Consider the following 16,483-nt stretch of genomic DNA (forward strand, 5'->3'; position numbering starts at 1 on the left):
CGTGGTCATTCGCAGCTCGGCAGGCTCAACGGGAGCACCTGCTGGTAGGGCAGGCCGAGCGTCGACTCGACCAGGTGATGGAACGCCTCGGCGTCTCGGAGCAGGTCGTCGGCCTCGGCGGCGCTGACCACGCCGGTGCGGCCGGCGTCGATGGCGGCGCGACGCGAGGCGGTGGAGGCGAAGTACGAGGCCCACTCCCCCAGTTCGGGCGCCACCCGGGGCATGACTTCCCAGACGCTGCGGGGCCCGCCTCGGCCGCCGGGACGGCTGCGTACGGCCAGGACCGCGGCGGCGGCCCGCAGAGCGGCAAGGTGCGCGGTGACGTACCGCTCCGACGGGGTACGTGAGGCACAGGCCTGGGTCAGGCCGGTGCGAGAACGGTCGAGCAGCATCCGGGCCGCGGTGGAGACGGGCGGCCGAGCCAGAGTGGTCGCCGACATGTCGGCCTCCTCATGGTCAAAGCTTTCGGGACGATCGAACGGGTGAACGGGCGGAGCAGGCGTGGAGCCGGAGCCGGTTGGGTGAAAGGAAGGCGGACGAGACAGTGGCGGCTGCGGCACTGCCTCGTTCGGCCCGGTGCTACCGGCTTTCCCGGTCGGCCCGTCGTCTGCGGCCGATCCGGTTTCGTCGGCCGGCTCGGTCTCCCGGGCCGGTCCGGTCTCGCCGGAGCCGGTGGCTCCTCTGGTTTTCCTGGCTGCTTCGGCTTTCTCGGCCTTGCTGGTCTTCCTGACCTTCCTGGCCGCGGACTGCGAGGGCGCAGAATCCTTCTGCCCCGAACCGCTTCCGGGATCGGCCATCTCAGGCCCGTGTCCCCGGCGAACTCAATCGGCGACCTGGAGCAGGCGCCAGGAGTCCGTCGCCGGCGTGGTGGACGGCGTGCGGGAGAGGTCATACACCCCGCTGCCGAAGGCCCGGCCGGTGCTTGCCTCCACCCGCCAGACCTCGCACTCGGTGTCCAGCAGGAACTCCTGAGGCGACTCGGTGCCGCCGGAGCCTTCCGGGCCGACCGCGCCCGGCCCGGACCGCCCACCGCGCTCAGTCACGACCGAGCGGCCGTGCGAGCGACGATGTCCTCCGCCGTAGTGCTTTTCGTGCGAACGGTGCGAAGACGCCCGCCGCTCGGCCACCGCCCCCGGAGCACCACCGGACACCCCGCCGGGCAGTTCACCGCAGGCCCCGGCCGGGCCTGCGGACCAGGCCGCGAAGGAGGGCTCCTCCTCGGACCGCACCGGCCGCTCGGCCGACCATTCATCACCGTGCAGGGCGCGCGCCGCAGCGGTGGACCACCAGTCGCGCCGCTCCCGCCAGTGCCCGAGCACTCCACGCACCACGTAGAGACGCCCGCGCCAGAGGAAGGCCATCGGCGCGTCCCCCTCCTCCTGGACAACCCGGACATCGACCAATTCGCTCACCCGACGAGCCATCTGCTCTGCACCTGCGCTTCCCGCTACCGCTGCCGACTGGAGTCCGTTGTGCCGACCGAAACTGACGCTGAACCGGTGCGTCGCACGAAAACCCTTACGACGCGACCGGGCCCGGGGGAAGGCGGGCGATTCACCGATCCGTGGTCTCCCCCTGCTCCACGGACCGGCGAGACATGACACCGGGACGGTCGACGACGAGGTGGGGTCGAGTTCACCTCGTCGTCGACCTACTCACCCGGGGCAGCCGGCGCGCTGTGATCCCTGGCGAGCCCGTTCGAACAGATGTTCGAACGGTTCGAATGTACACCGGCCTCCCGGGAGTCCGTCAACCGCAACGCGACCCTCGTTCCGGCGACACTGAGAACTCGATCGGATACACAAAGTGAGCGCTGCAGGCCGCGGTCGGATCATGGTCCGGAACGGCAGGGCCGGTCCAGGGCAGGCCTAGGTGCGACGCCATCCGATCGGAGCAGCCGACGGCTGCGGCAGCCCGTCCACCGCGCGTTCCAGCCGGGCCCGCCACCAGGCACGACGTACCGGGTCGGACATCTGCACCGAAGCCAGCGCAGCTGCGTCGGGAACCAGCGCTGCACCCGGGACCCGGATGAAACCCTTTTGGGGGCGCAGCGATTCGCCGGGCGCAACCACGTCCTCGCGGAACAGCGAGACGGTGCCCAGCCCGCAGGCGAACGGTAGTTCCGGAAGAGCTGCCGCCAGCGCCACCTGGGCGGCCAGACCCACGCTGGTCTCCAGCGCGGACGAGACCACGCAGGGCAGCCCGGTCGATTCGGCCACCTCCAGCGCGCGGCGCACACCGCCCAGTGGGGTGCACTTGATCACCGCGACGTCGGCGGCCTCGCCCAGCGGCACCCGGGTCGGGTCCGCCGCCTGCCGAATCGACTCGTCCGCGGCGATCCGCACATCCACCCGGCGGCGCACCTCGGCCAGTTCCTCCACCGTGCGGCAGGGCTGCTCCGCGTACTCCAGCTCGCCGGCGGCCCTGACCAGCTGCCGGAGCGCCCGCACCGCCTGATCCGCGTCCCAGCGCGTGTTCGCGTCCACCCGGATCGCACCGCCCGGGCCCAGCGCCGAGCGCACCGCCTCGATCCGGGCCACGTCCTCGGCCAGAGAGTCCGGCCGCTCCGCCACCTTCACCTTCGCGGTGGCGCAGCCGGAGGCGAGCACCAGTTCGACCGCCCGCTCGGGGCTGACCGCGGGCACGATGCAGTTCACCGGGATGTCCTGCCGCAACGGCGCCGGCCAGCCGACGGTGCAGGCCTCTACCGCGGTCGCCAGCCAGCGGGCGGCCACCGTGTCGTCGTACTCGGGGAACGGGCAGAACTCGCCCCAGCCGACCGGGCCGGAGAGCAGGACGCCCTCCCGGACCGTGATGCCTCGGAACCGGTCGGTCATCCCGATCGCGTAGGGCACCACCTGCACGTCCGTCTCTGCCGTCACCTGGGCAGATTACGCCCGCCGCAAGACTGTCGGTGCGCCCGCGTAGGGTGGCGGTCAGTGGTGAGGAGAGCAGGATGAAGGCTGCGGCAGAACAGGTGGTGGAGCAGGCATGGTCCATGTAGTGCTCACCGTCTGGGGCGTGTCACTCGCCCGGGTGCCCTCGGCCCTGCTCAGGATGGGGCTGGACCGCTTTCTCCTGCGGTCCGTGCCGGGTCTGCGCTTCGCCAAACTGCTCGGTACCGGTGACGGCCGCACCTTCACCCTGCGCGACGCCGACCCCTGTCACTGGGGTTTGCTCACCGTGTGGGAAAACCCTGATCAGGCAGCCGCCTTCAGCTCGAGCCGAGTGCACCGGAGGTGGAACGACATCGCCTCCGAGCGCCTGGAGATCACGATGAGCCCTCTTTCCAGCAGAGGACGCTGGGCCCGGACCGAACCGTTCGGCTCACCGGCTGCTGCGAAGGCCGAAACCGGCACTGCGGTGGCCTCGATCACCCGGGCTCGCCTGCGGCCCAGCCGGGCACTGTCGTTCTGGAGAGCGGTACCACCGGTCTCCGGCGAACTGGCCACGGTCGACGGCCTGCAACTGGCGCTCGGCATCGGGGAAGCCCCGATCGGCCTGCAGGGAACGTTCTCGCTGTGGGAATCGTCCGCCGCCCTGAACGATTTCGCCTATCGCCGGGCCGCTCACGTCGACGTCGTACGCCGCACCGGCCCCGAGCGCTGGTACTCGGAAGAGCTTTTCGCCCGGTTCGCCGTGCACTCGGTCACCGGCACCCTCGGCAGGTTCCGGAGCGATCCGGCGCTTGTCACGGCGCCGGTTCCGGGTGAGCCGCACCCTAGGATGACCGCAGACCCGAGCAGGCGGTGGGAGAAGTGAGCAGACAGCCGACCGGGCCGAGCCCGGCCGAGGCGGCATCCGTCCGGTCCGGACAGCAAGGCCGGGCCGGACAGCAAGGCCGGGCCGGACAGCAAGGCCGGGCCGGACAGCAAGGCCGGGCCGCAACCGCGGTCCTCAGATCGGAGCAGGTGGCCATCACCAGGAACCGCGATCTTCCTTCTCGCGCGGTGATCGTGCTGGTGGCCGCCGGTATCCTCACTCAGATCAGCTATCCGCTCACCTCCGGCGAGGCGCTGCGGGCGGTCACCGTGATCAGCGTGCTGCTGCTGACCTCGGCCGGGCTGCTGCACGCGGCCCTGCGCTGGAACATCCCGCGGGCGATGGTGCTGTTCCTGGTGGCCGGTGGGATCGGGCTGCTGGCCGAGACAGTCGGCGTGAAGACCGGCTACCCGTTCGGTGAGTACCTCTACACCGAGCGGCTGGGCCTGCAGCTCGTCGGCGTACCGGTGCTGGTGCCGATCGCCTGGACGATGATCGCCTACCCCGCGCTCCTTCTCGGGCGGAGGCTGGCCACCGGCGCCGACGGCACCCCGAACCGGTTGCGCACGATCCTGTTCGGCGGGATCACCCTGGCTTCGTGGGACCTGTACCTCGACCCGCAGATGATTGCCCAGGACGCCTGGCGTTTCGCCGATCCGACGCCGAACCTGCCCGGTGTTCCCGGCATCCCGCTGACCAACTATGCGGGCTGGGTGCTGGTCTCGCTGGTGATGATCGCGGCACTGGACCGGGCGCTGCCGGTCCGCCCCACCCGCCGGGCCGACTGGGAGTGGCCTGCGGCCGCGGTGCTGGCCTGGACCTGGATCGGTTCGGCGGTAGGCAATCTGGTGTTCTTCGGACGTCCTTGGGTGGCGTTGTACGGCGGGCTGGTGATGGGCCTCACCGTGCTCCCCTATCTGCGTCGGCTGGCCGCGGCCACCAGAGCGGAACAGGATGCGCTCGCTGCCGCCTCCGGGCCGGCCCCGGGCGGTCAGGACGATCCGGACGGTGTAGGCGCAGCATCGGCGCAGAACGGTGGGGAACGGTGACCGGACGGGGGAACGCGGCAGCCATGCGGGCAGATGCACGATCCGGACGTTCGGGCCGAGAAGCAGCCCGGCGCAGGCGGGACACAGCTCACCCTGAACGGGGAGCAGCCGCTCGCATCTGGCGTGGACTGGTCCGCACCGGAAGCCTGGCCGCGGTCGGGCTGACCATCCATTCCGTGCTGAATCTGCGGGCTCTGCGCCGGCCCAGCCATGATCCGGCCGAGATCGGCGAACGCGTCACCGTGCTGCTCCCGGTCCGGAACGAGGCCGATCGGGTCGCGCCCGGCCTGGCTTCTCTGCTCGACCAGATCCGGGTGCCCGACCTGGAGATCCTCGTCATCGACGACGGTTCCACCGACGGTACGGCCGAAGTCGTGCGCCAGACCGCCGCCGGTGATCCCCGGGTCCGGCTGATCGAGGCCGGCGAACCTACGGCCGGGTGGCTGGGCAAGCCCCACGCCTGTGCCACCGGGGCGCAGGCCGCCACCGGATCGGTACTCGTCTTCGTGGATGCCGACGTCCGGTTCGCGCCGCACGCCCTGGCCGCCGCCGTAGACCTGCTCAGAACTTCTCAGCTGCAACTGGTCTCGCCCTACCCTCGGCAGCTCACCGTCAGCGCCGGCGAGCGTCTGGTCCAGCCTCTGCTGCAGTGGTCCTGGCTCACCACGCTGCCGCTGAATCTGGCCGAGCGTTCGCCGAAGCCCAGCCTGAGCGCCGCGAACGGCCAGTTCCTGGTGGTCGACGCCGATGCCTACCGCAACAGCGGTGGGCATTCCGCGCAGTCCGTGCGCGGCGCGGTGCTGGAAGACATCGCTCTGCTGCGGGCGGTGAAGGCCGCCGGCGGCAAGGGTGGCGTGGTCGACGGCACGCAGCTCGCGGTCTGCCGGATGTACGGCGACTGGCCGCAGCTGAGCAACGGTTACGCCAAGTCGCTCTGGTCGGCCTTCGGCTCCAAGGCCGGCGCCGGTGCCGTGGTCGCCGGGCTCGGGGTGGTCTACCTGGTTCCCCCGGTGGCCGCGCTCACCGGTTCGCTCACCGGCCTCAGCGGCTACCTGGCCGGGGTGCTCGGTCGTTACCTGGTGGCCGAGCGCACCGGTGGCCGTTCCCTGCCCGACGCTTTCGCGCACCCGGCCTCGATCGCGGTGTTCGGCTGGCTGGTCGCCCGGTCCGTCAACGCCCGCAGCCGCGGGCAGCTGACCTGGCGGGGCAGGCCGATCGGGGCCGCCGTGGTGGACCCCACCGGCCCGGCTCAGGGGCGCTGACACGTGGCCAGGATCATCGTGGTCGGGGCCGGCCTCGGCGGGCTCTCGGCCGCGGCCCGGCTCGGGGCGCTGGGTCATCAGGTCACCGTGCTCGAACAGGCCGCGCAGGTCGGGGGCAAGCTCGGGCTCCTGCGCCGCGACGGTTTCGGCTTCGACACCGGCCCCAGTCTGCTCACCCTGCCCGCCGTCTACCGGGACCTGTTCCTGAAGACCGGTAAGCCGCTGGAGACCGAACTCGAACTGGTTCCGCTCGATCCGACCTGCCACTACCGGTTCCCGAGCGGCCTCGAACTCGACATTCCGAACGACGGCCCGGCCGGGGTCTCCCGCGCCTGGTCCGCGGCGCTCGGTGCCAAGGCCGGGCAGGACTGGACGGCCTTCCATCGCCGGGCCGCCCAGATCTGGGACCTGACCCGTGACCCGTTTCTCGAGTCACCGCTGAACGGTGTCCGCACGCTGCTCGGCCTGGCCCGCAACCCGGCCGACGTCCGCACCGTCGCGCCCTGGCTCAGTCTTCGCGGGCTCGGCCGCAAGTACCTGAGCGCACCCGAGCAACGCATGTTCCTGGATCGCTACGCCACCTACACCGGTTCCGATCCTCGCCGGGCTCCGGCCGCGCTCGCCACGATCCCTTTCGTGGAGCACTCTTTCGGCGCCTGGTACATCCCTGGTGGGCTGTGGCAGCTCGGCGCCGCCATCACCGACCGAGCGCTCTCGCACGGCGTCAAGATCCGGACCTCGGAACCGGTCGCGAAGGTGCTGGCCGATCCCAAGGTCGAAGGTGTCCGGCTGGAAAGTGGCGAGGTGCTGCCGGCCGACGTCGTCGTGTCCGGCGTCGAAGCCGCCCATCTCTACCGGGATCTGCTGCCCGGCCCCGAGGGCCGCGGAGGCCGCCGGGTCATTGACAAGGCAGCGCCCTCGCTGTCCGGATTCGTCATGCTTCTGGCGTTGCGCGGGCGCACCCCCGGTCTGAGGCATCACACCGTGCTCTTCCCCGGCGACTATGACGCCGAGTTCGACCACGTCTTCGGCACCGGCGCTCAGGCCGGAACCCCTGCACCGGTAACGGATCCCACCGTGTACATCAGCGCGCCCGACGATCCGCAACTGCGCCCCGACAATGATCACGAGGCCTGGTTCGTCCTCGTCAACGCCCCTCGTCACGACCCGGCCACAGGGATGAACTGGGACGCCCCCGATCTCGCCGAGTCCTACGCCACGAAGATCCTCGACATCATGGCCCGCCGCGGCCTGGACGTGCGCGAACGCCTGCTCTGGAAGGAGATCCGAACCCCGGCCGACCTGGAGCGCGACACCCGCTCGACCGGAGGCGCGATCTACGGCTCCAGCAGCAACGGTGCTCGCTCCGCCTTCCTGCGCCCGGCCAACCGCAGCCCGATTCCCGGGCTCTTCCTGGTCGGCGGATCATCGCACCCGGGCGGCGGGCTACCCCTGGTCGGGTTGTCGGCCGCCATCGTCGCCGATCTCGTAGGCAAGGCCTGAGCAGCACAAAACCCGCCGAACTTCGGCGACTCAATCACCGTGTGGTCCCCCGACGTCAGATCACCTCCGGCCCAGAACCGCCAGAGCAACATCGTCCGGCGTCTCGGCCGTACCGATCGCCCGGATCACCGCCTCGACCGAACCCACCCGGGCCAGTTCCTCAGCCAGGTCCACCAGCCCGGGCCGATCCCCGAAGCGGCCGGTGAGCAGCACCATCAGAGTCTGCGCCACCCCCTCCTCACGGCCCTGGCTGCGCCCCCGCTCCTGCAACGCCCGGCCGACCTCGGTGCCCTCGTAGAAGTGCACGACCTCGTCGATGCTCACACCCAGCTCCTTCCCGATGTTGTCGATGGTAGTGCGACTGAGCGTAATCCCGGCCAGCGTCACGGCGGCTTCGTAGAGACCGCCCTGCCGTTCCTCAGGCTGCTTCCGGATCAGCTCGATCGTGTCGGCGAACCGCCGGCTCCGCTCACCCTCGCTGCCGCGGGCAAGCACTGCCAGGGGTGCGAGGTCAGGCACCGCAATGAGCCGGTCCGGGTCAGCCTCGCGCAGGTAGATCGTGCGAAGGCCGAGCTGGAATCCGTTCTTCGGGTCATCGGGCGACTGAAGCCTTCCCTCACCCAGGACGATCGCGACCTGGGTGAGCTGCGTCCCCGGATACCGACGCATGACCTGAGCTCGGTAGGCCACCATCCGGCCGCCCACGTCTGGGGTGGGGCGGCGCATGTATTCGACGTGCAGCATGTGTTTCGGCCCGATCCTGGCCATCAGGTCGGCGGTGAGCGACTCGGCCGGAAAGGTGCCGGGCAGGACCCTGGGCGCGATGTCCCACTTCACTTCGAGCCAGTCGCAGAAGGCCGGGAGATCACCTTCGACGAGGCGACGCATCACCCGGTCGTAGATCGGGCCGGGCCGATCGGGTTCCTTCTTCACGAAACCGACACTGGCCGAAGCGGACCCGCAGAATCAGCTCAGCGGTCGGCCCTGTGGGCAAAGCCCACTATCCACAGGCCCAGGACAGGCCCTAAGAACGCCGGACGACCACCAGTAACTGCAGCAGCCCCAGCGCGCCGGTCACCGTCAGCACCACGCCGCCCACGAGCGCCCAATCCGGGGCGGACTCGGGATAGACCCCCGCGGACAGCACGAACATCGCCGAAACGAGCACCCGAGTAGGACGTTCGGAGACCGTGACAACCCCGATCGAGGTCATCCCCCGAGCCCGCGCCCACGACCGGACGCTCTCGTGCAGCAAGCCGGCAATCCCCCCGGCCAGGCACCAGAGCAGCGAACCACCGGCCAGCCAGAGACAGGCCGCGAAACATACTTCCGTCACCCGGTCGCACACCCGGTCCAGACGTCCGCCCAACCGAGAAACTCGCTGCGCCAGAACGGCAACCGCTCCGTCCAGCCCATCGAGCAGCGCCGACAAGCCGATCAGCGCGGCAGCCAGCAACGGCCAGCGGGCGCCTGCGCTCGCGGGCCACACAGCTGCAACTCCCACCGCCAGCCCGCCCAGAGTGATGGCGTTCGGTGGGATGCCCAGCCGGACCAGGGGTTTGGCCAGGAAGTAGACGAACCGCAGCCAGCCGCCGACCAGCCCGGTCGCAGCGGCGTTGCCGTGCAGCGCGGACCAGTCGTCGAAGTCGCCCTTGGGCTCACTCATCGAGAACCGAACCCTCGGTCACCAGCGAACGCCCACCACCGACGTCTGCCATTTGAACCTACGAACCCACGCGGTCAGACCGAAGCCGACCACAACGTCTGCCATTTCAAACCCGTGGGAACTCCTCAGACCCGCGCCGTGAGCCCCAGGGCATCCGCGACCTCGAGCGTCGCCGTGGAGCGGTTCATCGTGATGAAGTGCAGCCCGGGCGCCCCGCCGTCGAGCAGTTCCTGGCTCAGCTCGGTGGCGATCTCCACGCCCACCTGCCGCACCGCCGCCGGCTCGTCGGCCACCGCATGCAACCGCTGCACCACCTCGGCGGGCAGGGCCACCCCGGTCAGTTCGGCGATCCGCTCGACCTGGCGCACGTTCGTGACCGGCATGATCCCCGGAATGATCGGCATCGTGCAGCCCAGCGCGGCCGCCCGCTCGACCAGCTCGAAATACGTCTCCGGCCGGAAGAACATCTGGGTGATCGCGAACTGCGCGCCCGCCTCGGCCTTCATCGCCAGCACCCGGGCGTCGGCCTCCAGGTCGGCGCTGGCCGGGTGGATGTCGGGGAAGGCAGCCACCCCGACACTGAAGTTGCCCAGCTCACGCACCAGCTTGACCAGCTCGAGCGCGTAGCGCGGGCCGCCCGGGTGCTGCACCCACTCCGCCCGCGGCCCGCCCGCCGGATCCCCCCGGACCACCAGGACGTTCTTGACCCCGGCGGCCGCGTAGTCGGCGACCACCGCCCGCAGCTCCGCCGTGCTCGCGCCGACGCAGGTCAGGTGGGCCATCGGGGTCAGCGTGGTGTCCTGCGCGATGCGCTGGGTGACCCGGGTGGTGCGGTCCCGGCTGGAACCCCCGGCGCCGTAGGTGACCGAGACGAAGGTCGGGTTCAGCGGCTCGAGGCGGCGGATCGACTGCCAGAGAATCGCCTCGGCCTCGTCGGTCTTCGGCGGGAAGAACTCGAACGAGATCGAAGGACGCTTCGTCGCGATGAGTTCGTGCAGCTGCTCGTGCAGCGCCGGTCGGTCCTGAGGCATACGAAGAGTTTAGGGGTCACCCGGACCAATCCGTGGTGGCCTCGGCCCCGAACCCGGACCGGAACACCCGGCCATGTCACCAGTGCGAAGCAGGAGGAACCAGTGTCAAACGGTCCCCGGTCACGGTCGCTCGGCCCTACCGACGGGCAACCGCTCACCGGACCTGAGAGGGTGGGTGCCCGGCCGTCGGACGGCCGGCCCCCGCGAACCCGTGACGACGGGTCGTCAGCAGGAACGAAACGAGGTCCCGACAGCATGACGTCGCTCGCCCCGGTAACGGGACTCGACCGAGGCCACCCCCGCCACCCCCTCCAGGCGGAGAGTCTGCGGGAACGGGTCGACACGACCCTGCAGGAGTTCCTTCTGCTGCGTTCCGCCGCGCTCGCCGAGGTCGCCCCCGAGTGCGTCCAGATAGTCGACCGGATCACGTCGATGACCAGCGCGGGCAAGCGCCTGCGGCCTGCCTTCCTGTACTGGGGCTGGCGCGGCGCGGGCGGGGAGAACAGCCAGGCCGCGGTCAACGCCGCCGCCGCGCTGGAGCTCTTCCAGGCCGCCGCGCTGATCCACGACGACCTGATCGACGCCTCCGACCTGCGGCGCGGGATGCCCGCGGTGCACAAGCAGTTCGAGGCGCTGCACTCCCAGCAGTCCTGGCAGGGCGACGAGGCGGCGTTCGGGCTGGCCGGCGCGGTGCTCACCGGCGACCTGTGTCTGGTCTGGACCGAGGAGCTGTTCTCGGCCAGCGGCCTGAGCGCCGAGCAGCTGGGCCGGGCCCGGCCGATGTTCGACCGGATGCGCACCGAACTGCTCGGCGGGCAGTACCTGGACGTGCTCAGCCAGGTCGCCCCCCAGGCCGATCCGCTGGCCCTGGTGGACCGGGCGCTGCGGGTGATCAAGTTCAAGAGCGCGAAGTACTCGGTCGAGCACCCGCTGCTGATCGGCGCGAGCGCGGCCGGGGCCGACGACAAGCTGCTGGCCGTCTACTCCGAGTTCGGCCTGGCCACCGGCGAGGCCTTCCAGCTGCGCGACGACGTGCTGGGGGTGTTCGGCGACCCGGCCACCACCGGCAAGCCGGCCGGCGACGACCTGCGTGAGGGCAAGCGCACCGTGCTGATCGGCCGCACCCTGCAGCACAGCACCCCGGCCCAGGCCGAGACGGTGCACCGGCTGCTGGGCAACCCGGACCTGGACCAGGACGGGGTGCAGACGCTGCGCGAGATCATCGTCGCCACCGGCGCGGACACCGAGATCGAGAAGATGATCGGCGCGGCGATCGACCGGGCCGAGGCCGCCCTGGCCGGCGCCGATCTGGCCGAGGGCCCCGCCCGCGAGGTGCTCACCGGACTGCTGGTGGCCGCTACCGATCGGGTGCAGTGAACCGGATGCCTGCAATTTCCCAGCGCCTGGCCCCCGCCGCCCTGCTGGCCGGGCGCAAGAGCCCGCGGACTGTCACCGGCCCCACCGACACCGTGGTCATCGTCGGGGCCGGCCTGGCCGGGCTGTCCGCGGCGATGCGCCTGGCCCGCTCCGGGCGTCAGGTGATCGTCCTGGAACGTGATCTGGTGCCCGGGGGCCGGGCCGCGGTGCGCTCGATCCCCGCCCCCGGCGGCAACGGCGAGTACCGGTTCGACCCGGGCCCGACCGTGCTGACCATGCCCGACCTGATCGCGGACTGTTTCGACGCGCTCGGCGAGGACATGGCCGACTGGCTCAACCTGCGCCCGATCGACCCGCTGTACCGGACCAGCTTCGCCGACGGCACCACGATCGACGTGCACGCCGACGTCGCCCGGATGACCGACGAGATCGAGACCAAGATCGGCCCGGACGAGGCGGCCGGCTTCCAGCGCTACGTGCAGTTCGTCTCCCGGCTGTACAAGTACGAGATGCGGGACTTCATCGACCGCAACATCGACTCCCCGCTGGACCTGCTCACCGTGAACCTGGCCAAGCTGGCCGCGATCGGCGGGTTCCGCCGGATGGCGCCGAAGGTGGCCCAGTACCTGAAGGACGACCGCACCCAGCGGATCTACTCGTTCCAGGCGCTGTACGCCGGGCTCTCCCCGTACGACGCAATGGCGCTGTACTCGGTGATCGCCTACATGGACTCGGTGGCCGGGGTATTCACCACAGCCGGGGGTATGGCCGCGGTGCCCAACGCGATGGCCGCCGCCGCTCAGAAGCACGGGGTCGAGTTCCGGTACGGCACCGAGGTCACCAAGGTCGAGCACAAGGGCGGCCGGGCGGTCGCCGTGATCACCGCCGGGGGCGAGCGCATTCCCGCCGACGTCGTGGTGCTCAACCCCGACCTGCCGGTGGCCTACCGTGACCTGCTGGGCAAGACCCCGCTGCGGGTGCGCAGGCTGAAGTACTCCCCCTCCTGCTACCTGATGCTGGCCGGCACCCGGCAGAACTGGGCGGGGGCAGCACACCACAACGTGCACTTCGGCGGCTCCTGGAAGGGCACGTTCGAGGAACTGACCTCGGGCCGGCTGATGAGCGACCCGTCGTTCCTGGTCAGCAACCCGACGATCTCGGACGCCCGGCTCGCCCCGGCGAACCGGCACATCCACTACGTGTTGTTCCCGACCCCGAACCTGGACGCCCCGATCGACTGGAAGCGGGTCGGGCCGGTGTACCGCGAGCACGTGCTGTCGATGCTGGACGCGCGTGGTTACCCGGGTTTCGGCGACGCGATCGAGGTTGAGGACGTCACCACTCCCCTCGAGTGGGCCGAGCGCGGGATGGAACGGGGGGCACCTTTCGCGGCGGCCCACTCGTTCTTCCAGACCGGCCCGTTCCGGCCGGGCAACCTGTGGGGCGAGAACGTGGTGTTCACCGGATCGGGGACGCAGCCCGGCGTCGGGGTGCCGATGGTTCTGGTCTCCGGGCGGCTGGCGGCCGAGCGGATCACCGGGCCGGACCCGGTGTACGCGTCCCGGGCCTGGCGCTGAAGGCTCAGCACGTTGAAGTCCTGGTCCCGATATCGGGACCAAGCCGGCCGGCGGGCGTCCCCTCGTCCAAAAGTACTACCGCACGTAGCCACTCGGCCACACCGGTACGCTCAGCGTGTGCGCCCGCCTGCCTGCCCCTTCCAGACCCGTTCCGGAGGTCGCCGATGAACCTCCTCGGCAAGCTCGAGAGCCTCACGCCCCGTGCGATCGGCCAGGCCCGGGCCGAGGCCCAGGCCGAACGCCGGGCCGCCCAGCTCGAGGCCGCCCGGATCGCCCGCGAACAGGCGGAGATCAGGGCGCTGCAGGAACACGTCGCCGAGCAGCTGAACGCCCCGTTCCTGGCCGCGGTGGCGGCCTGGACCGAGTCCGGCGCCTGGCCGGACCTGCCGGCCGAGGTGCGCGAGCAGCTCGACCAGATCGCCGCGCAGGTGCAGACCGTGATGAACGGCCCCGGCTCGGCCGCGATCGTCTCCGGCGAACGGGCCTGGGCCGATGCGCTGCCCGGCATGGTCGAGCAGCTGCTGAGCTGCGGGGAGGCGGCCAAGGCGAAGGCCCCCGGGCTGAGCGTGGCGATCACCGGGGTGATCCTGGCCTCCCGGCCGGGCTCGCGCGCGTCCTGGCGGCAGCGGGCCCTGGCGGCCGAGAACACCGGTGATCTGCCCACCGCGATCCACGCCCACCAGTCCTACCTGAACATCACCCACAACAACCGGCTCGGCGTGATCGAGCGGGTCCAGGCGCTGACCGAGCGCGACGACCGGCGGCTGCGGCTGGCCATCGCGCTCCGGACCGCGACCAAGGCCAGGGCCCCGCTGCCGGCCGAGGGCGCGCTGGCCCTGCAGATGCTCGAACAGCCCACCCCGCGGCGGGTTCTGGACGATGCGGTGGCCAAGCTGGCCGTGGCCCTGGCCGCGCTGCCGGTGGCCGAGCTGGCCCGGCCGGATCTGCAGGACGTCCTGCACGGGGCGGTGCGCTGGCGGCGTCACGCCCGGCTGAAGCCTGCCCCGCTGACCGAGGACAACGCTCGCGAACTCCTCGTGCTGCGGCTGAACGACCTGCGCCAGCGCCTCGCCGGCAGCAAGGTCTGCCTGGTCACCCCGTTGCGGCACCGGCTGCTGGACGCCGGCCTGGGCGAGCGGGTGGACGAGTACGACGTGGTGGTCCGCTTCGGGCCCTCGGGCAACGTCCCGGCCGACGCCGGCAGCCGGACCGACCTGCAGGTCATCCAGCACGACGCGATCGACGGCTGGGACGTCCAGGCCTGGCTGCGGCTGATCCTGGCCGACGACCCGCGTGACTGGGTCACCGGGCTGCGCACCCGCCTGGTCCCCGGCAAGCAGCACGCGGTGGCCGAGAAGGTGCTGCGCCGGCCCTTGCGGCACCCGGTGGCGGCCGCGCCCCAGCCCGGTGAGACCGCCGCCCTGATCGCCGACGCCGATCCCTCGGAACCGGCGACGGACGAGGTCAGCGACGCGTACCAGCTGATCCGGCTGCTCGACCTGCTGGCCGTGTGCGAGCGCGTCGACCTGGTCGGTTTCCATCCCGAGGAGGACTTCGGCGCCGCCGAGAGGTCCTGGCTGAACCCCCGACTGGAACGGCTCGACGAGCACGCGATCGGAGTCCGATGAGCACCCCCGCCGCCGAGGACCTGGAGCAGCCGGTCACCGTGGAGGAAGAGGTCCCGCTGGGGACCCGGCTGAGCCGGCTGCGCAAGGCGGGCCGGTTCGCCGAGGCCGCCGACCTGGTGCGGGCCGAACTGCCGGCCGAGGTCCCGGCCCAGCTGCATCTGGAGGCCGGTCTCTGCCTGGCCGCGGTCTCGGACTACCAGGCGGCGAACGCGCACCTGCTGCTGGCCGCGATCGACCCCGGGCAGGCCCCGAACGCGCTGGCCAAGCTCTCCGAGATCGCCTGGGTCCGGCACGACCACGTGCGCGGGCGGGACTACGCGCTGGAGGGCCTGGCTCTCGACCCGTCCAGCCGGGGCAACCGGATCCAGCTGCGCCGCAACGAAAGGGCCGAGACGGCGGCCAACGCGCTGGGTGACACCAGCGGGATGGTGGCGCACGCGGCCTTTCACGCCGACCCGCACGGCAACGCCGGTGACCTGGGCCTGGTCGACTCGGTGCGGCGGGGCTTCGACCTGGAGTACGAACCGAGACCCCGCACCGGGCTGTCCAAGAGCGCGCTGAAGAAGCCGCAGTCGTTCCCGCGCTGGTGGGACGTGCACGTGCACCAGCTGTTCGACGAGCAGCGGCTGGCCGAGGTGAACGCCGGCGACGGGCTGGTGCTCGGCGGCGGTGGCCTGTTCCTGCCGGACACCGCACCGAACGGTAACTCGGGCTGGCAGTGGAACGTGCCGGACGAGATGCTGCGCCGGATCCGGGTGCCGCTGGTGGTCTGGGCGGTCGGCTACAACACGTTCCAGGGTCAGGGTTTCCACGGCGACCGGTTCTCCGGGGCGCTGCGGACCCTGGTCGAGAAGGCCTCGTTCGTCGGGCTGCGCAACTCCGGCTCGATCGAGCGGGTGCGCGAGATGCTGCCCGCCGAACTGGCCGAGAAGGTCAGCTGGCAGCCCTGCCCGACCACGGTGATCTCCCGGCTCGGCGGGCCGGCCTGGGAGATTCCCGGCGATCTGGGCGAGTTCGGGCCGGTCCTGCTGAACTGCGCCTACGACCGTTCCGACCGGCGCTTCGGGGACGGCTACGGCCGGTTCCTGACCGGGCTGCGCGACTGGATCCTGGTCACCCGCAGGCGCGGGGCCGAGGTGCAGTACGCGGCGCACTGCGTGGACGACGAGAACTTCGTGGTGGATCTGCGCCGCGAGCACGGGCTGAGCCTGCCGGTGATCCCGATGTACGACATGACGGTGGCCCAGATCCACAGCACCTACCGCCGGGCGTCCCTGGTGGTCGGGATGCGGGGGCACGCCGGGATGATCCCGTTCGGCTGCGGCACCCCGATCGTCAGCCTGGTCTCGCACCCCAAGCTCACCTACTTCCTGGCCGACATCGAGCGGCCGCAGTGGGGGGTCGCGGTCGACGAGCCCGACCTGGCCGCCCGGCTGGGCGAGGTGACCGGCGAGATCCTGGACGACCGGGCCGCCGTGGTGGCCGACATCGACGGCCTGCAGCAGCGGCTCTTCCAGGTCACCCTGGAGAATCTCGCCTCCTTGCCCGAGCCGTTGCGGGTCGTGCCGCGGGGCTGAGGCGGTTAGTCTCCACAGTGATCACGGGGGAATGATGAGGCAGGTGAGGTA

At 71.1% G+C, this 16,483-nt stretch carries 14 protein-coding genes; 8 read left to right on the top strand and 6 right to left on the bottom strand.

All coding sequences use genetic code 11. The annotated features are described in order from the left end of the window. Nucleotides 1–5 precede the first annotated feature (5 nt). The 3 genes from LR394_RS11335 to LR394_RS11345 form a co-directional block, all read right to left on the bottom strand. Nucleotides 6–440: an SAV_6107 family HEPN domain-containing protein gene (locus LR394_RS11335; RefSeq protein ID WP_231440745.1), complete on the bottom strand. Its 435-nt coding sequence runs from the start codon at nucleotides 438–440 to the stop codon at nucleotides 6–8. A gap of 381 nt (nucleotides 441–821) precedes the next feature. Next, complete coding sequence (locus tag LR394_RS11340; RefSeq protein ID WP_231440747.1) at nucleotides 822–1,424, bottom strand: DUF6504 family protein; 603 nt, start codon at nucleotides 1,422–1,424, stop codon at nucleotides 822–824. A 444-nt stretch (nucleotides 1,425–1,868) separates the two neighbouring features. Then, on the bottom strand, nucleotides 1,869–2,837 hold the full coding sequence (locus LR394_RS11345; protein WP_407937031.1) for an o-succinylbenzoate synthase: 969 nt from the start codon (nucleotides 2,835–2,837) through the stop codon (nucleotides 1,869–1,871). Between the two features lie 154 nt (nucleotides 2,838–2,991). Between LR394_RS11345 and LR394_RS11350 the strand changes: the two genes are divergently transcribed. The 4 genes from LR394_RS11350 (at nucleotide 2,992) to LR394_RS11365 (ending at nucleotide 7,576) form a co-directional block, all read left to right on the top strand. Continuing rightward, complete coding sequence (locus LR394_RS11350; protein ID WP_231440751.1) at nucleotides 2,992–3,762, top strand: monooxygenase; 771 nt, start codon at nucleotides 2,992–2,994, stop codon at nucleotides 3,760–3,762. A gap of 149 nt (nucleotides 3,763–3,911) precedes the next feature. Further along, the gene (locus LR394_RS11355; protein ID WP_231440753.1) at nucleotides 3,912–4,811 is read left to right on the top strand and encodes a carotenoid biosynthesis protein; all 900 of its coding nucleotides are present in this window, start codon (nucleotides 3,912–3,914) and stop codon (nucleotides 4,809–4,811) included. Between the two features lie 176 nt (nucleotides 4,812–4,987). Then, nucleotides 4,988–6,073 carry a glycosyltransferase gene (locus LR394_RS11360; RefSeq protein ID WP_231440755.1) on the top strand — a complete coding sequence of 362 codons (1,086 nt, stop codon included), beginning with the start codon at nucleotides 4,988–4,990 and terminating at the stop codon, nucleotides 6,071–6,073. Nucleotides 6,074–6,076: 3 nt separating this feature from the next. Further along, nucleotides 6,077–7,576 carry a phytoene desaturase family protein gene (locus LR394_RS11365; RefSeq protein ID WP_231440757.1) on the top strand — a complete coding sequence of 500 codons (1,500 nt, stop codon included), beginning with the start codon at nucleotides 6,077–6,079 and terminating at the stop codon, nucleotides 7,574–7,576. Between the two features lie 60 nt (nucleotides 7,577–7,636). On the opposite strand, the gene LR394_RS11370 is transcribed toward LR394_RS11365, so the two are convergent. The 3 genes from LR394_RS11370 to metF all read right to left on the bottom strand — a co-directional run bounded on the left by LR394_RS11370 (nucleotide 7,637) and on the right by metF (nucleotide 10,273). Then, complete coding sequence (locus LR394_RS11370) at nucleotides 7,637–8,509, bottom strand: RpnC/YadD family protein (protein ID WP_231440759.1); 873 nt, start codon at nucleotides 8,507–8,509, stop codon at nucleotides 7,637–7,639. A gap of 91 nt (nucleotides 8,510–8,600) precedes the next feature. Next, nucleotides 8,601–9,242, bottom strand: coding sequence for a CDP-alcohol phosphatidyltransferase family protein (locus LR394_RS11375; RefSeq protein ID WP_231440761.1), 642 nt, complete (start codon nucleotides 9,240–9,242; stop codon nucleotides 8,601–8,603). 125 nt (nucleotides 9,243–9,367) lie between these two features. Further along, entirely contained in the window at nucleotides 9,368–10,273 is a 906-nt protein-coding gene (gene metF / locus LR394_RS11380) for a methylenetetrahydrofolate reductase [NAD(P)H] (RefSeq protein ID WP_231440763.1), read from the bottom strand. Between the two features lie 255 nt (nucleotides 10,274–10,528). Between metF and LR394_RS11385 the strand changes: the two genes are divergently transcribed. From LR394_RS11385 to LR394_RS11400, 4 genes are all read left to right on the top strand, one after another. Next, nucleotides 10,529–11,650, top strand: a complete 1,122-nt coding sequence (locus LR394_RS11385) for a polyprenyl synthetase family protein (RefSeq protein WP_231440765.1) — start codon at nucleotides 10,529–10,531, stop codon at nucleotides 11,648–11,650. A gap of 5 nt (nucleotides 11,651–11,655) precedes the next feature. Next, nucleotides 11,656–13,227 (top strand): phytoene desaturase family protein, encoded by a 1,572-nt coding sequence (gene crtI, locus LR394_RS11390; protein ID WP_231440767.1) that lies wholly within the window; start codon nucleotides 11,656–11,658, stop codon nucleotides 13,225–13,227. Between the two features lie 164 nt (nucleotides 13,228–13,391). Beyond that, nucleotides 13,392–14,855, top strand: a complete 1,464-nt coding sequence (locus LR394_RS11395) for a hypothetical protein (protein ID WP_231440769.1) — start codon at nucleotides 13,392–13,394, stop codon at nucleotides 14,853–14,855. Further along, nucleotides 14,852–16,432, top strand: a complete 1,581-nt coding sequence (locus LR394_RS11400) for a polysaccharide pyruvyl transferase family protein (RefSeq protein WP_231440771.1) — start codon at nucleotides 14,852–14,854, stop codon at nucleotides 16,430–16,432. The genes LR394_RS11395 and LR394_RS11400 overlap by 4 nt, the downstream gene beginning before the upstream one ends. Nucleotides 16,433–16,483 lie beyond the last annotated feature (51 nt).

The organism is Kineosporia babensis (assembly GCF_021129305.1).
GTDB lineage: Bacteria > Actinomycetota > Actinomycetes > Actinomycetales > Kineosporiaceae > Kineosporia > Kineosporia babensis.

Bases quoted from the DNA above. Each gene is read 5' to 3' on its own strand.
- LR394_RS11375 (WP_231440761.1), bottom strand. From the start codon at position 9,242: ATGAGTGAGCCCAAGGGCGACTTCGACGACTGGTCCGCGCTGCACGGC.
- LR394_RS11350 (WP_231440751.1), top strand. From the start codon at position 2,992: ATGGTCCATGTAGTGCTCACCGTCTGGGGCGTGTCACTCGCCCGGGTG.
- metF (WP_231440763.1), bottom strand. From the start codon at position 10,273: ATGCCTCAGGACCGACCGGCGCTGCACGAGCAGCTGCACGAACTCATC.
- LR394_RS11385 (WP_231440765.1), top strand. From the start codon at position 10,529: ATGACGTCGCTCGCCCCGGTAACGGGACTCGACCGAGGCCACCCCCGC.
- LR394_RS11335 (WP_231440745.1), bottom strand. From the start codon at position 440: ATGTCGGCGACCACTCTGGCTCGGCCGCCCGTCTCCACCGCGGCCCGG.
- LR394_RS11345 (WP_407937031.1), bottom strand. From the start codon at position 2,837: ATGACCGACCGGTTCCGAGGCATCACGGTCCGGGAGGGCGTCCTGCTC.
- LR394_RS11400 (WP_231440771.1), top strand. From the start codon at position 14,852: ATGAGCACCCCCGCCGCCGAGGACCTGGAGCAGCCGGTCACCGTGGAG.
- LR394_RS11395 (WP_231440769.1), top strand. From the start codon at position 13,392: ATGAACCTCCTCGGCAAGCTCGAGAGCCTCACGCCCCGTGCGATCGGC.
- LR394_RS11340 (WP_231440747.1), bottom strand. From the start codon at position 1,424: ATGGCTCGTCGGGTGAGCGAATTGGTCGATGTCCGGGTTGTCCAGGAG.
- crtI (WP_231440767.1), top strand. From the start codon at position 11,656: ATGCCTGCAATTTCCCAGCGCCTGGCCCCCGCCGCCCTGCTGGCCGGG.